Source organism: Actinomadura graeca, assembly GCF_019175365.1.
Lineage (GTDB): Bacteria > Actinomycetota > Actinomycetes > Streptosporangiales > Streptosporangiaceae > Spirillospora > Spirillospora graeca.
In genome coordinates this window covers 1053874-1068236 of record NZ_CP059572.1, presented here as the reverse complement: position 1 = coordinate 1068236, position 14363 = coordinate 1053874, and the positions used below count along the sequence as shown (strand labels likewise).

The window sequence follows — 14363 nt, the reverse complement described above, 5'->3', positions numbered from 1 at the left end:
GTCAGACGGCCCTCTCGGCGTCCACGTCGTCCGGCGGAGTGAGCTCGAACCAGAAGAACCCGTGGCCCGGCAACGTCAGCAGGTAGGGCAGTTCCCCGATGGCCGGGAACTGCACACCGCCCATGCATTCCATGGGGGAGTAGCCCTCGAATCGCCGCAGGTCCAGTTCCACCGGCTGCGGGAAACGCGACAGGTTGCTGACGCAGAGGACGGTGTCCACGCCGCCCAATTCGGTGTCGCCTTCTCCGATCTCGCGGGTGAAGGCGAGGACGGAGGGGTTGGAGGCCGATAGCTCGACGTAGGATCCGACGCCGAAGACGGGGTGGCGCTGGCGGATTTCGATCATTTTGCGGGTCCAGTGGAGCAGGGAGCCGGGGTTGTGGGCTTGTGCTTCGACGTTGACGGCCTGGTAGCCGTAGATGGGGTCCATGATGACGGGCAGGTAGAGGCGGGCGGGGTCGCAGCGGGAGAAGCCGGCGTTGCGGTCGGGGGTCCATTGCATGGGGGTGCGGACGGCGTCGCGGTCGCCGAGCCAGATGTTGTCGCCCATGCCGATTTCGTCGCCGTAGTAGAGCACGGGGGAGCCGGGCAGGGACAGCAGCAGGGCGGTGAAGAGTTCGAGCTGGTTGCGGTCGTTGTCCAGGAGGGGGGCCAGGCGGCGGCGGATGCCGATGTTGGCTTTCATGCGGGGGTCTTTGGCGTATTCGGTGTACATGTAGTCGCGTTCTTCGTCGGTGACCATCTCCAGGGTGAGTTCGTCGTGGTTGCGCAGGAAGATGCCCCATTGGCAGGAGTCGGGGATCTTGGGGGTCTGGGCCATGATCTCGGAGATGGGGTAGCGCTGCTCGCGGCGGACGGCCATGAAGATGCGGGGCATGACGGGGAAGTGGAAGGCCATGTGGCATTCGTCGCCGCCGGCGGCGGGGTCGCCGAAGTATTCGACGACGTCGGCGGGCCATTGGTTGGCTTCGGCGAGCAGGACGCGGTCGGGGTAGAGGCGGTCGACTTCGGCGCGGACGCGTTTGAGGTAGGCGTGGGTTTCGGGGAGGTTTTCGCAGGTGGTGCCTTCGCGGGCGTACAGGTAGGGGACGGCGTCCAGGCGGAAGCCGTCGATGCCCAGGTCGAGCCAGAAGCGCAGGACCTCCAGCATGGCGTCCTGGACGGCGGGGTTGTCGTAGTTGAGGTCGGGCTGGTGGGAGAAGAAGCGGTGCCAGTAGTACTGGCCGCGGACGGGGTCGTAGGTCCAGTTGGAGGATTCGGTGTCGATGAAGATGATGCGGGCGTCGGGGTAGCGGGTGTCGGTGTCGTCCCACATGTAGAAGTCGCCGAAGGGGCCGTGGGGGTCGGTGCGGGAGGCCTGGAACCAGGGGTGGGCGTCGCTGGTGTGGTTCATGACCAGGTCGGCGATGACGCGGATGCCGCGGGCGTGGGCTTGTTCGATGAGGTCGACGAAGTCGCCGAGTTCGCCGAAGTCGGGCAGGATGCGGGTGTAGTCGGCGATGTCGTAGCCGCCGTCGCGCAGGGGTGATTGGTAGATGGGCAGCAGCCACAGGCAGTCGATGCCCAGCCATTGCAGGTGGTCGAGTTTGCTGATCAGGCCGCGCAGGTCGCCGTAGCCGTCGCCGTTGGAGTCGGCGAATCCCCGCACCGACACCTCATAGAACACCGCCGTCTTGAACCAGTGCGGCTGCCTCCGGGTCGTGGTCCCGAACGGATCGACGACCGGTTCCGTCACCGGCGCCCCGTCCCGCCCGGCCCCTTGACCGGCGCCTGCGGCTGTCGTTTGGCCGGACGCGCCGCTGGCGAGGTTCTTCTGGACAGGCATGAGCCACCCCGGGTGTGTCGAAGACGTCTAGATCAGCAATTCCCCCGGACCGCGTCCGGGACGTCCGCGACACGCAACCATCCGTAAAAGAGTGTGTACGCACCGTAACAATCGCGCCGGTATCGGCCGTCTGGGGGCGGCGGGACAAGGTCATCGCGCGGCCCGGCCCGGCCATCGGGCGGGCAAGCCGGGCAAAACAGCCGCCATTTCCACCGGTGCGTCGCTGGACGTCGGGCGTGCCGCTGCTTGCCGCGCGACGGCTGTGTCATGTCCGTGTTTTTAGCTTCGTCACTTTTTCTGCCAAGGGCCTCGGGTAGGTCGTTTCCAAGCTCGAAGCCTGCCGGCCGGCAGTCGATGACGGCCGGACGAAGAAGGACGTTCGTCCCAAGCGATCGGAGGGACAGTGGAGCGCTGGGAGATGTCGCCATCGGTCGTACCGACGCGCGATGACCTCATAGCGCGGCTGCGTGTTCGCTTCGCCGACATTCCGGCTGAGCACGTGCGCCGTTGCGTGGACGACCTGTGGTGCTGCTGCACGCACCTCGGAGTGCAGCCAGAGGAGCGGACGATCGAGCGCCTCGCGGCGTCCCGGCTGACGGGCGTCGTACGGGGCGCGCGCCCGCCCTATCCGGAGGGGAAGCGGCCGTCCGGCCGGCCCGGTGCGCGGGCCTCCGGGGAGCCGTCCGCTCCGCCCAGCCCGGCCCGCGTGGCCGCTCGAACTCCTATCGGGATGTGACCTATGCGAGACACCACCGTGCCGGGCCTGGAGATCGGGACCCGGCGAGGCTTCATCGTGCTCAGCCTGCCCGCGCAGGTCAGCTGGCAGAACTACGCGGGCATCAGGGAGGGGATCTGCCGGGCGCTGTCCCTCGCCTCGGGGACGGCGGCCGCCGGGCGGCGCCGCAGCGGCGTCGTCGTCGACTTCGGCGACTCGGTGCTGCTGGACGCCTCCGGGCTGGTCCTGCTGGCCCGCACCGAGACCCGCGCGCAGCTGCTCGGGTGCCCGCTGCGCGCCGTGGTCCCCGCGCTCGACGGACCGGTGCGGCGCGCGCTCCACCTGACCGGCCTCGCCCAGATCGTCCCGGTGTTCCCGGACGTGGCGGCGGCGACGGCCGCGCCGCCGCCGGCGGGCGCCCCGACGGCCGTGGACACGGCGCACGTCCTGGACGCGATCAGGGCGATGCACCCCGGTGACACCGGGTTGTCCCCGGCCCCGGCGGCCGCCGCCGAATTAGTGATCACCACGACGGAGGCCGGCGACGGCGACCACACGGTCGTCCACCTGTCCGGCGTGCTCGACCGGATCACGGTGCGGCGGCTCGGCGAGACGCTCACCACGCTGGTCGAGGGGAACCTGCGGCACCTCATGGTGCGGATGCACGAGCGGCTCGGGTTGCGCTGCGACCCGCTGCCGATCCTGCTCGGCATCCGGTGGCGCGTCGCGGCCGAGGGCGGCTGCCTGTCGCTGCCGGCGCCGCCCGTCCGGCTCCGCGAGATCATCGACCGCGAGGGCCTCGGCCCGGTCTTCACCGCGTGCCGGAGGGCCGGGACCCGCCGGACGGCCGCCGGACCGATCTGACCCGGCCCCGTTCCGGGAGGCGTGCGCCCGCGCCGTCCGCCCGCCGGCCCGACGTTCCCGTCCCGCTGCCGGACGGGCACCCGCCGGCCCGCCCGCGTCCGCCGTCCGTGTCGACGGTCAGGATGTGCGCGGGCTGCGTATGCGGATCGAGCCGGATGTAGTTGGAGCGGTGCCAGGTGTAGGTGGCGCCGGTGAGCTGGTCGGTGACGGTGTGGGGGTGGTCGGGGTCGTCGGGGAGGCCGAGGGCGGGGAGGTCGAGGTGGAGGGTGGCTTCGCGGGGGTGGTGGGGGTTGAGGTTGATGACGGTCAGGACGGTGTCGCCGGTGGGGTGGTGTTTGGAGTAGGCCAGGAGTTCTGGTTGGTCGATGGTGTGGAAGTGCAGGTTGCGCAGTTGCTGGAGGGCGGGGTGGGTGTTGCGCAGTGTGTTGAGGCGGGTGATGAGGGGGGCCAGGGTGGTGTGGTGGCGGTCGGCGGCGTCGAAGTCGCGGGGGCGGTACTGGTATTTCTCGGAGTCGCGGTATTCCTCGCTGCCGGGGCGGACGGGGGTGTTCTCGTGGAGTTCGTAGCCGGTGTAGATGCCCCAGGCGGGGGAGAGGGTGGCGGCCAGGATGGCGCGGATGGCGAAGGCGGGGGGTCCGCCGTGCTGGAGGTATTCGCTGAGGATGTCGGGGGTGTTGGTGAAGGTGTTGGGGCGCATGTAGGCGGCGGCGGGGCCGGTGAGCTCGGTGAAGTAGTCGCGTAGTTCGTCGGCGGAGTTCTTCCAGGTGAAGTAGGTGTAGGACTGGTGGAAGCCGATTTTGGCCAGGGTGTGCATCATGGCGGGGCGGGTGAAGGCCTCGGCCAGGAAGAGCACGTGGGGGTGGGTGGCGGCGATGTCGGCCAGCAGGCGTTCCCAGAAGGGGACGGGTTTGGTGTGGGGGTTGTCGACGCGGAAGATGTGCACGCCGTGGCCGATCCAGTGGTGGATGATGCGGCGGACTTCGGTGTACAGGCCCTCGGGGTCGTTGTCGAAGTTGAGGGGGTAGATGTCCTGGTATTTCTTGGGCGGGTTCTCGGCGTAGGCGATGGTGCCGTCGGCGCGGGTGGTGAACCACTCGGGATGCTCACTCACCCAGGGATGATCGGGCGAACACTGCAATGCCAGATCCAGGGCCACCTCCATGCCCAGGTCCCCCGCATAGCCCACGAAGGCGTCGAAGTCCTCCATCGTCCCCAGGTCGGGGTGGACGGCGTCGTGGCCGCCGTCGGCCGAGCCGATCGCCCAGGGAGAGCCGGGGTCGTAGGGCCCGGCGTCCAGGGTGTTGTTGGGGCCCTTGCGGAACGTCGTCCCGATCGGGTGGATCGGCGGCAGGTAGACGACGTCGAAACCCATCTCGGCGATCGCCGGCAACCGCTTCATCGCCGTGCGGAGCGTCCCCGACATCGGTCCTCGCCGCCCCTTGCGGTCGAGCAGTGCCCCCTCTGAGCGGGGGAAGAACTCGTACCAGGCGCCGGTGAGGGCGCGCTGCCGGTGCACGGCCAGCGGGAACCACTCGCTCACCGTCAGCAGGTCCCGCAGCGGATGCCGCTCCAGCACGTCCAGGACGGCGGGGTGCCTGGCCGCGTCCAGACGGCCCAGAGGGTCGGCGTTCTCGTCCGACAGCGTGCGGGACAGCCGGGCCAGGACGCGCCGGTCCCCGGCGGTCAGCCGGCCTGCCGCCCGCGTGACCAGGGCCGCGCCTTCGGCGAACATCAGCTCGACGTCCTGGCCGCGCGGCACCTTGATCTCCGCGTCACGCCGCCAGTGCGCCACCGGATCGCCCCACGCCTCCACCCGGAACGACCACGACCCCGGCTCGCCCGGCGTCACCGGCGCCGCCCACCGGTCCAGCCCCTCACCGACCTCCGCCATCCGCGACGGCGGCAGCTCCTCGCCCTCCGGCGTCCGCAGCACCACCGCCGCACCCAGCATCTCGTGCCCCTCACGGAACACCGTCGCGGCGACCTCGACCGTCTCCCCCGACACCGCCTTCGCCGGCCACCGGCCCCCATCCACCACCGGCGACACGTCCAGGATCGGGATGCGGCCCAGCCCGGCCTCCGCCTTCCCCCGCATGCCCCCGCTCCCGCCTCTCAGGATGCGCGTCCCCCGTGAGGCGCCCCTCCCGGAGATGTACCAAGGGCATCCATGCCCCGTCCTCAAGTCCCGGGCGTCTGCCGGGCGACAAGATCATGCAAAGAGATCCCCGGCCCGCGCGCCCTAGGGCCGGCCACACCCGCCGGCCGGGGGGCAGCCCGATGGCGGCGGGGGCCCGGCCGCGGCCAGGCTGGACGCATGAGACCGCTCCCGCCGTCCCGCCGCCGTTTCCTCGCCGCCTCGCTGCTCGCCGTGCCGGGCGTGCCGGCCACCCGCGCCGCCGCCGCGGACGGGCGCCCCGGCCCCGTCCCGGCCCTCGACCGGCACGCGCGCCCGCTGCGCTCGACCGAGCCGTCCGGCGGGCCCGGCGACCTGCGCGCCCTCGGCCGCGCGGTCGGCGGCGCGGCCGTGGTCGGCGCCGGGGAGGCGACGCACGGCTCGCACGAGTTCTTCACGATGAAGCACCGGATCTTCCGCCATCTCGTCGGGCACCACGGCTTCACGACGTTCGCGATCGAGTCGAGCTGGAGCACCGGGCTGCGCCTGGACGACTACGTCGTGCACGGCACAGGCGACCCCCGCGCGATCATCGAGGAGGAGTTCGGCTCCAGGGTGCCGTGGAGCACCCGCGAGTTCCTCGACATGCTCCTGTGGATGCGCGCGTGCAACGCGCGCGGGCACCGCCGGGTGCGGTTCATGGGCGACGACCTGAACTACCCGACGCTCGGGACCGAGCTGGCGGCCAAGGTGACCGGCTACGTCCGCGACCGCCATCCCGCCCATCTGCCCGGGTTCGAGGCCCGGTACCGGGACCTCCGCGGGGTGAAGGACGGCGACGCCTACATGGCGCTGTCCGTCGCCGAGCGCCAGAAGATCGCCGGTCAGGCCGCGGAGGCGCACGGCCTGCTGGCACGGCTCCGCCCGTCCTCGGGGGCCGGCCCGTCCGGGAGGGCGTCGCGTTTCGAGTGGACGCTCCAGCACGCGCGCTCCCTCGTCCATCGCGCTCGGCCGCGCGTTCGACACCGTGATCCACCTGCGCGGCGTCACGGCCGCGAAGCTCCTGCGCTAGTTCAGGGGGTACGGGACGGCCAGCGCCTCGCGGGCCGTGGCCACGTCGGGCGCGATGGCGACGCGGCGCTGGAGCCCCGCCACGTCCGACACCCGGCGGACGATCCCGCGGTGCGGCAGCACCACCCACATCGGGACGCCAAGCTCCGACGCCCGCATCTGCGAGCGGGTGATCACGTTCAGCCCGCTGGAGTCGCAGAACGTGCAGCCGGTCAGGTCGAGGATGAGGCCCGGCACCCCCGCGTCGAGGAGGCCGACGGCCTGGGCCAGGATCGCCTCGCCGTTGCTCAGGTCGACCTCGGCGGGGAACACCAGCACACCGCAGGTCTCCGTGCTCTCCACTCGCGCTACACCGAGGTCCATGCCCAGCCCCAAGGTCGATTCCTCACCTGGATGACAGTCGGGGGTACTTCTCTGCGACTGTAAGCCCCAAAGCTGGACGAAACCTGAAAGAGATGGTCAAGTCTCGGGAGTCGCTCCACCATCACCAACCCTCCGACGTTTACTACGATTGATCCGGGTTTGCCGTTCATAGGGGTCCTCACATGCGCGAGCCGCTCACCGTCGCCGTGGCCCAGCCCGCATGCGCGCCCGGCGACGTCGGGGCCAACGCCAGGGCGCACGCGGACGTGGTCCGGTCGGCACGCGCCCGCGTCGTGGTCTTCCCCGAGCTGTCCCTGACCGGCTACGAGCTGGACGCCCCCGCCGTCGCCCCGGACGATCCGCGTCTCGCGCCGCTCGCCGGCGCCTGCCGGGAGACCGGCACCCTGGCCCTGGCGGGCGCGCCCGTCGCCGGGGGCCCCGGCGCCCGCGGCGACTCCATCGCGATGCTGGCCGTCGGCGACGCGGTGACCGTGGTCTACCGCAAGATGTGGCTGGGGGCCGCCGAGACCGCCCGGTTCGCCCCGGGCACCGGACCGGCCGTCCTCACCGTGGACGGCTGGCGCCTCGGCCTCGCGATCTGCAAGGACACCGGCGTCCCCGAGCACGCCGCCGGGACCGCCGCCCTCGGCATCGACGCCTACCTCGCCGGCGTGTGCGACCACGACGCGTCCACCGTGGACGAGCGCGGCCACCGCGTCGCCGCAACCCAGCGGGTCTGGGTGGCCGTCGCCAGCTTCGCCGGTCGCACCGGCGGCCACGACCCGGCCGCCGGGCGCTCCGCCATCCGCGCCCCCGGCGGGGACGTGGTGGCCCAGGCGGGTCCCGGGCCCGGCGAGACCGTCCGCGCGGCGTTCCGGCCCCCGGTCGTCATCGACGGCGGGGACAAGGCATGCGTCCGCCTCCTGCTGGAGCTGCGGAGCCACCTCGCCGAGCTGGCGCCCGGCACCATCGTCCACCTGATCGCCACCGACCCGGCCGCGCCCATCGACCTGCCCGCCTGGTGCCACCTCACCGGCCACGGCTACCTGGGCCCCGTCGGCTCGGACCCGCCCGCCTACGCCCTCCAGGTCACGGACGCGCCCGTCCCGACCCACCCGGCCTCCCCCTGGCGCCCCCGCTGACCCGCCCGCCCGGCGGCGCCCGCGCGGGGCCCTGTCGGCGGCGCGTGCGAAGCTGGGACGGTGAGCGCCGATGAGGAGCGGGACGGTGTGCCGCTGACGAACCTCGGCCAGCCGCTGTTCGCGGGGTCGGAGGCGACCAAGCGCGACCTGGTCGACTACCTGGACGCCGTCGCCGGGCGTCTCGTCCCGCAGCTGGAAGGCCGGCCGCTGTCGGTGGTCCGCGTGCTGCGCGGCCAGAAACCCTTTATGCAGAAGAACGTCCCGAAGTACACGCCGTCCTTCGTCAAGACGATCGGGGTGTGGGCCGAGACGTCCCGCCGCGAGGTCTCCTACGCGCTGTGTGACGACCGGCGCACGCTGCTGTGGTTCGCCAACCAGCGCGCGGTCGAGTACCACCCCCCGCTCGTCCGCGCCGGGGCGTGGGACCGGCCCACCCACCTCGTGATGGACCTCGACCCCCCGTCCGGCGGCGCGTTCGCCACGGTCGTCGGCGCCGCGCACCTGGTGCGGCGCGCCCTCGCCGGCGCCGGACTGGAGGGCGCCGTCAAGACCAGCGGCGCCAAGGGCGTGCACGTGTTCGTCCCGCTCGACGGGACGGCCCCCGCCGAGGACGTCGCGGCCGCCACCCGCGCCCTCGCGGCGCGCGCCGAGCGCCTCGACCCCGCGCTCGCCACCACCGCCTTCATCCGCGAGGACCGCGAGGGCAAGGTGTTCCTGGACTCCACCCGCGCGGGCGGGGCGACGGTCGTCGCCGCCTACAGCCCGCGGATCCGCCCGGGCACCCCCGTCTCGTTCCCCCTTCCCTGGGACGGGCTCGACGGCGCCGACCCCGCCGCGTTCACCCTCCGCACCGCCGTCCGCCTGCTCGGCGACCGCGACCCCTGGGCCGAGCTGATGCCCGCCCCGCAGCCCCTGCCCGCCGACCTCGTCGAGGAGGGACGCGCGATCCCGATCGCCCGCGTCCAGGCGATGCATGAGGGCCGCCGCCGCGCCCGCGCCCGCGCCCGCCGCGCCGCCGCCGACCCCCCGGACGCCCCATCGCCCGAACCGTGACCCCCGCCGGGTGATCGGTGGCCCTCGCCGGGCCGGGGAGCTTGCCGGGGGCGCCGGATGCGCCGTGGGGCGCGGAAGGCGGAGGTCAACGGTTCTTCCATGATCCTTTAAGGGCCGCGTGCGGGGCCGCCGGGACGGGTATGCCGCCGCCGTCGCGGGAGGCGGCGCGGGGGGAGTGGGATGCCGGTGGGCGCGCAGTGGGCGGCCGCCGCCACCGGGGCGGACCTCGGGGCGGCGCGGACGCAGATGGGGCTGTCCCTCGGCTGGCACATCGTGCTCGCCTGCCTCGGCGTCGGGATGCCCGCCATCACACTGATCGCCGAATGGCGGGGGCACCGGACGGGCGACGCCGCCTACCGGCTCCTCGCGCGGCGCTGGGCGCGCGCGATGGGCGTGCTGTTCGCCGTCGGCGCCGTGTCCGGGACGATCCTGTCCTTCGAGATGGGCCTGCTGTGGCCGGGCTTCATGGGCGCCTACGGGCAGGTCATCGGGCTGCCGTTCTCCCTGGAGGGCATCGCGTTCTTCATCGAGGCGATCTTCCTCGGCCTCTACCTGTACGCGTGGGACCGGCTGCCGCCCCGCCGGCATCTGCTGGCGGGCCTGCCGATCGTCGCCGCCGGGGTCGCCAGCGCGTTCTTCGTCGTCACCGCCAACGCGTGGATGCAGCGGCCGGTCGGCTTCGACACCGAGGACGGGCGGGTCGTGGCCGTCCGGCCGTGGGAGGCGATGTTCAACCCGGCGATGCCGTCCCAGACCGTCCACATGATCCTGGCGGCGTTCATGGTCGCCGGGTTCGGGATGGCGTCGGTGTACGCGGTGGCGATGCTGCGCGGCCGCCGCGACCGCTACCACCGGCTCGGTTTTTTGCTGCCGTTCACGGTCGCCGCGCTCATCACGCCCGCGCAGATCGCCGTCGGCGACTGGTCGGCGCATTTCGTCGCGGACGACCAGCCGGTCAAGCTGGCCGCGATGGAGGGCCTCTACGAGACCGGGCGCGGCGTCCCGCTGCACATCGGCGGCATCGCCGTGGACGGCGAGCTGCGCTACGCGGCGGAGATCCCCGATGGGCTGTCGCTGCTGGCGCACTGGGACCCCGACGCCGAGATCGCCGGGCTGGACGGCGTCCCCGGCGCGGACCGGCCGCCGGTCAACGTCGTCCACCTGGCGTTCCAGGCGATGGTCGGGCTCGGCTTCGCGATGCTCGCGCTCGCGGCCTGGTTCGCGCTGTGCTGGTGGCGCCGCCGGGACCTGCCGCGCACGCCGTGGTTCCTGCGGGCCGCGTCGCTGTCGGGCGTCGCCGCGGTCGCCGCGCTGGAGGCCGGGTGGGTGGTCACCGAGGTCGGGCGGCAGCCGTGGATCGTGTACGGGGTGCTGCGCACGGCCGACGCGGTCAATCCCGCGCCCGGCCTGGTGTGGGGGTTCGCGCTCGTCGCCGCCGTGTACGCGGTCCTCACCGTCGCGTCGGTGTACGTGCTGCGCCGCATGGCCCGCGACAAGCCCGTCCCGATCGCGCCGCAGGAGCACGACGTCACCGGCTTCACGGTGGTCTGAGGATGCTGCCGGAGATCATGCTGGCCGTCCTGTGGGCCGGGCTGAGCGCCTACGTCCTGTTCGGCGGCGCCGACTTCGGCGGCGGCGTGTGGGACCTGCTCGCCGGGGGCGCCGAGCGCGGGTGGCCGCAGCGCGCCCTGGTCGAGCACTCCATCGGCCCGGTCTGGGAGACCAACCACGTCTGGCTGATCTTCGTCCTCGTCATCACGTGGACGGGGCTGCCCGGCGTGTTCGCCGCGGTCGCCTCCACCCTCTACGTCCCGCTGACGCTCGCCGCGCTCGGCATCATCGCCCGCGGCGCGGCGTTCGCGTTCCGCAAGGTCGCCACCGGACCGCGGCAGCGGCGGCTGTTCGGCGCGACGTTCGCGTTCTCCTCGCTGGTCACGCCGTTCTTCCTCGGGACGGTGGCGGGCGCGGTCGCCTCCCGCCGCGTCCCGCCCGGCGTCGCGCGCGGCGACCTGGTGACGAGCTGGGCCAACCCGACGTCGCTGGTCAGCGGCGCACTCGCGGTCGGCACCGCCGCCTACCTCGCCGCGGTCTTCCTCACCCGCGACGCCGAGCGCGCCGGTGACACCGCCCTGGCCGAGGGGTTCCGCCGCCGTGGCCTCGCCGCGGGCGCGGCCGTCGGCGCCCTGTCGGCGGCGGGCCTGCTCGTCCTGCGCGCCGACGCGCCCGGACTGTTCGACGAGCTGACCTCGGGGAGGGCGCTGCCGCTGCTGGTGCTGTCCATCACGGCGGGCCTCGCGTCCCTGGCCCTGCTGTGGCGGCGCTCCTACGTCGCCGTCCGCGCGACGGCCGCTCTCGCCGTGGTCGGGCTGCTGTGGGGCTGGGGCGTCGGCCAGTATCCGCACCTGCTGCCCGGTGTCGACCTGGACGACGCGGCGGCGACGCACGCCGTGCTGGCGGCGAGCCTCGGTTCCCTCGCCGTCGGAGCCGCGCTGCTCCTGCCGTCACTGTGGTGGCTGTACTCGACGTTCCAGCGCGACTGACGCGGCCGGTCAGCCCGGCGCCAGCGCGACCGGGAGGCGGCGGTGCCCGTTGGAGATGAACGACGGCACCGGACGCAGCTCGGACGGGTCGACCGCGAGCGCCATACCGGGGAACCGCCCGAACAGCTCGGGGAGCGCGACCTCGGCCTCCAGCCGGGCCAGGGGCGCCCCGACGCAGAAGTGGGCGCCGTACCCGAACGACAGATGCTCCTTGTTCGGGCGGGTCAGGTCGAAGACGTCGGCGTCGCGGCCGTGCAGGACGGGGTCGCGCCCGGCGGCGGCGTACCCCGCGAGGATCGCCTCGCCCTTGGGAATCGTCACGCCGTCCACCTCCACGTCCTCCACCGCGTAGCGGAGCGGGAGGTTCGCGACGGGCGCCTGCCAGCGCAGCGCCTCCTCGATCACCTCGCCCCACCCGGCCCTCCCCGCCCGGACCAGCCCGCGCTGGACGGGATGGGTGAGCACGGCCGCGATCGCGTGGTCGAGCAGGTTCACGGTCGTCTCGTGGCCCGCCGAGATCATCAGGATCAGCGTCCCGACCAGCTCGTCCTCGCTGAGCCGGGAGCCGTCGTCGTCGCGGGCGGCGATGAGGACGCTGGTCAGGTCGTCGCCCGGCGCGCTCCGCTTGCGGTCGACGAGACCTTGCAGGAGGGCGTACATGTCCTCCCGGCCGGAGGTCTCGGTCGGCGCGGTGGTGAACACGCCGTCGACGGCGCGCCGCAGGGCCGGGCGCGATCCGTCCGGGACGCCGAACAACCGGCAGATGACCTCGATGGGCAGCGGGTAGGCGAAGCCCTCCCGCAGGTCGACCGGGCCCGGCGGGAGCGCGGCGAGGCGGTCGAGCAGATCGCGGGCGATGTGCTCCACCCACGGGCGCATCGCCTCCGTGCGGCGCGGCGTGAACGCCCGCGAGACCAGCGAGCGCAGGCGCCGGTGGTCCGGGCCGTACGCGGTGAACATGTTCCTGACCGAGACCCAGTTGCGCAGCGGCCAGTCCTCCGGGATCCCGCCCTCCGCCCACGCCCGCCAGTGCAGGTCGGGGTCCTTGGAGACGCGCGGGTCGGCCAGTAACCGCTTCAGGGACTCCTGCCCGGTCACGGCCCACGCGACGACCCCGCCGGGCAGTTCCACGGGCGTCACCGTCCCCCGCTCCCGTATCTTCGCGGCCTCGCCCTGGATGTCGTCGCCGAACGGGTCGATGACGTACGGACGCTCCATCGGTGCTCTCCCAGACGCCGCGGAAAGGGCAACTCCGCCAACGTACGGCGCGCCGTGCCGGGCGCCACCTCACCGGGACGATGCAGTTTCCTTCTCCCGAACGCGTGTCCACGCGCTACCGGACGCGCCGCCGCGCCCGCCCCACCGGGCCTCTCGAGATCCCGCGGCGCTGAATCGTCCGAATGAATCTGCATCAGAGTGGTTGACGGCCGCGTCTCGCGATGATTGCGTGTGCATTGCTGTGAATAGTGACGGGTCGGGGACGGGGATGGGAGAGCGGGAGCGGCTCGCGGCCGAGCTGCGCCGCCTCCGCGACCAGGCGGGCCTGTCCGGCCGCCGCCTGGCGGAGGGGATCGGGGGGCTCAGCCAGTCGAAGGTGTCGCGCATCGAGGCGGGCGGCGCGATGCCGACCCTCCCGCAGGTCGAGCGGTGGGCCGACGTGACCGGCGCGTCCCCGGGGCAGCGCAGGTCGCTGCTCCGCCTCGCCGAGCGCGCGTTCACCGAGATCCACGCCTACCGGGCGTCCCAGCGCGACCCGTCGTCGCACCGCCAGGAGGAGGTCCGCACGCGGGAGGCGGGAGCACGCATGGTGCGCACCTTCCAGCCCTCGGCCGTACCCGGGCTGCTCCAGACGGCCCAGTACGCCCGGCAGGTCTTCGCCCTGTCGCAGCTGCCGGGCGCCGCGGAGGGGCTGCCGTCCGCGGTGGCGGGCCGGATGGACCGCCAGCTCGCGCTGTACGAGCAGGACCGCGCCTTCGAGTTCCTCATCGCCGAGGCGGCGCTGCGCTGGCGGCCCGGCCCGGACGCCGACCGGCTGCTGCCCGCCCAGCTCGACCGCGTCGCCTCGCTCAGCACGCTGGACAACGTCTCCATCGGCATCGTCCCGGACGGCGCGCAGGCCCTCGCCTACGTCTCGCACGCCTTCGTCATCTACGAGGGGCACGACATCGACGACACCTTCGTGACGATCGAGGCCGTGCACGCGGCCATCACCGTGCACGACCCCGACTCGATCACCCTCTACGAGCGGACCTGGTCCGCGCTGGCCCGGATGGCGGTGTTCGGCGACGAGGCCCGCGGGCTGCTCGCCGGGCTCGCCGCCCGCGTCAGGGTCCCGGTGGAGTGACCGGTGCGTCAGCCCTCGGCGAACTGGCGCACCGCCTCGGCGAACGCCAGCCGTCCCGCGCGCGCCAGCCGGACCATCGGGCCGTCCGGGTCCTTGGAGTCGCGCACGCAGAACACCGCCCCGTCGACGGCGATCTCGACGCATTCGCCATGCGGCCCGCTCCGGCTGCTCTTGCGCCATTTCAGTGAGCCCCGCACGCTCCCGTTTCCGATTTTATCCATTTCGACCGACCTTTCTGTTCGGGGGACGAATCCCCGCTCCGACAGGAAGAGGGTCGAATACCGTTCCGGCGTCCTTCCGGCAGCGGACCGGCCGTACCGGCCGCCGTCCGGC

At 73.0% G+C, this 14363-nt stretch carries 11 protein-coding genes and 1 pseudogene; 7 read left to right on the top strand and 5 right to left on the bottom strand.

Annotation, left to right across the window (positions count from 1 at the left end):
- Position 1: 1 nt before the first annotated feature.
- The gene (treS, locus tag AGRA3207_RS05125; RefSeq protein WP_420830870.1) at positions 2-1825 is read right to left on the bottom strand and encodes a maltose alpha-D-glucosyltransferase; all 1824 of its coding nucleotides are present in this window, start codon (positions 1823-1825) and stop codon (positions 2-4) included.
- A 739-nt stretch (positions 1826-2564) separates the two neighbouring features.
- On the opposite strand from treS, the gene AGRA3207_RS05120 reads away from it, so the two are divergent.
- Positions 2565-3404 (top strand): STAS domain-containing protein, encoded by an 840-nt coding sequence (locus tag AGRA3207_RS05120; protein ID WP_231333390.1) that lies wholly within the window; start codon positions 2565-2567, stop codon positions 3402-3404.
- Here the strand turns inward: AGRA3207_RS05120 and AGRA3207_RS05115 are convergent.
- Complete coding sequence (locus AGRA3207_RS05115; RefSeq protein ID WP_273700005.1) at positions 3352-5499, bottom strand: alpha-1,4-glucan--maltose-1-phosphate maltosyltransferase; 2148 nt, start codon at positions 5497-5499, stop codon at positions 3352-3354. The two genes, AGRA3207_RS05120 and AGRA3207_RS05115, sit on opposite strands and share 53 nt — an antisense overlap.
- Before the next feature lie 72 nt (positions 5500-5571).
- Between AGRA3207_RS05115 and AGRA3207_RS40200 the strand changes: the two are divergent.
- Positions 5572-6459, top strand: a pseudogene (locus AGRA3207_RS40200) (erythromycin esterase family protein); the annotation flags it as partial.
- 126 nt (positions 6460-6585) lie between these two features.
- Here the strand turns inward: AGRA3207_RS40200 and AGRA3207_RS40195 are convergent.
- Positions 6586-6951: an STAS domain-containing protein gene (locus AGRA3207_RS40195; RefSeq protein WP_420830903.1), complete on the bottom strand. Its 366-nt coding sequence runs from the start codon at positions 6949-6951 to the stop codon at positions 6586-6588.
- 182 nt (positions 6952-7133) lie between these two features.
- Here AGRA3207_RS40195 and AGRA3207_RS05105 point away from each other — a divergent pair, with 182 nt between their 5' ends.
- The 4 genes from AGRA3207_RS05105 (at position 7134) to AGRA3207_RS05090 (ending at position 11686) form a co-directional block, all read left to right on the top strand.
- Positions 7134-8093, top strand: a complete 960-nt coding sequence (locus AGRA3207_RS05105; RefSeq protein ID WP_231333388.1) for a nitrilase-related carbon-nitrogen hydrolase — start codon at positions 7134-7136, stop codon at positions 8091-8093.
- Positions 8094-8153: 60 nt separating this feature from the next.
- On the top strand, positions 8154-9146 hold the full coding sequence (locus AGRA3207_RS05100; protein ID WP_231333387.1) for a DNA polymerase domain-containing protein: 993 nt from the start codon (positions 8154-8156) through the stop codon (positions 9144-9146).
- A 180-nt stretch (positions 9147-9326) separates the two neighbouring features.
- Complete coding sequence (locus tag AGRA3207_RS05095) at positions 9327-10697, top strand: cytochrome ubiquinol oxidase subunit I (RefSeq protein ID WP_231333386.1); 1371 nt, start codon at positions 9327-9329, stop codon at positions 10695-10697.
- Between the two features lie 2 nt (positions 10698-10699).
- Positions 10700-11686: a cytochrome d ubiquinol oxidase subunit II gene (locus tag AGRA3207_RS05090; protein ID WP_231333385.1), complete on the top strand. Its 987-nt coding sequence runs from the start codon at positions 10700-10702 to the stop codon at positions 11684-11686.
- 9 nt (positions 11687-11695) lie between these two features.
- On the opposite strand, the gene AGRA3207_RS05085 is transcribed toward AGRA3207_RS05090, so the two are convergent.
- Positions 11696-12904: a cytochrome P450 family protein gene (locus AGRA3207_RS05085; protein ID WP_231333384.1), complete on the bottom strand. Its 1209-nt coding sequence runs from the start codon at positions 12902-12904 to the stop codon at positions 11696-11698.
- A gap of 268 nt (positions 12905-13172) precedes the next feature.
- On the opposite strand from AGRA3207_RS05085, the gene AGRA3207_RS05080 reads away from it, so the two are divergent.
- Positions 13173-14030 (top strand): helix-turn-helix domain-containing protein, encoded by an 858-nt coding sequence (locus AGRA3207_RS05080; protein ID WP_231333383.1) that lies wholly within the window; start codon positions 13173-13175, stop codon positions 14028-14030.
- A gap of 8 nt (positions 14031-14038) precedes the next feature.
- Here AGRA3207_RS05080 and AGRA3207_RS05075 read toward each other — a convergent pair whose 3' ends face one another.
- Positions 14039-14227 carry a DUF397 domain-containing protein gene (locus tag AGRA3207_RS05075; protein ID WP_231333382.1) on the bottom strand — a complete coding sequence of 63 codons (189 nt, stop codon included), beginning with the start codon at positions 14225-14227 and terminating at the stop codon, positions 14039-14041.
- Positions 14228-14363 lie beyond the last annotated feature (136 nt).

Excerpts from the sequence above, each read along its gene's own strand:
- AGRA3207_RS05080 (WP_231333383.1), top strand. The coding sequence starts at position 13,173 with ATGGGAGAGCGGGAGCGGCTCGCGGCCGAGCTGCGCCGCCTCCGCGAC.
- AGRA3207_RS40195 (WP_420830903.1), bottom strand. The coding sequence starts at position 6,951 with ATGGACCTCGGTGTAGCGCGAGTGGAGAGCACGGAGACCTGCGGTGTG.
- treS (WP_420830870.1), bottom strand. The coding sequence starts at position 1,825 with ATGCCTGTCCAGAAGAACCTCGCCAGCGGCGCGTCCGGCCAAACGACA.
- AGRA3207_RS05105 (WP_231333388.1), top strand. The coding sequence starts at position 7,134 with ATGCGCGAGCCGCTCACCGTCGCCGTGGCCCAGCCCGCATGCGCGCCC.
- AGRA3207_RS05095 (WP_231333386.1), top strand. The coding sequence starts at position 9,327 with ATGCCGGTGGGCGCGCAGTGGGCGGCCGCCGCCACCGGGGCGGACCTC.
- AGRA3207_RS05085 (WP_231333384.1), bottom strand. The coding sequence starts at position 12,904 with ATGGAGCGTCCGTACGTCATCGACCCGTTCGGCGACGACATCCAGGGC.
- AGRA3207_RS05120 (WP_231333390.1), top strand. The coding sequence starts at position 2,565 with ATGCGAGACACCACCGTGCCGGGCCTGGAGATCGGGACCCGGCGAGGC.
- AGRA3207_RS05115 (WP_273700005.1), bottom strand. The coding sequence starts at position 5,499 with ATGCGGGGGAAGGCGGAGGCCGGGCTGGGCCGCATCCCGATCCTGGAC.
- AGRA3207_RS05090 (WP_231333385.1), top strand. The coding sequence starts at position 10,700 with ATGCTGCCGGAGATCATGCTGGCCGTCCTGTGGGCCGGGCTGAGCGCC.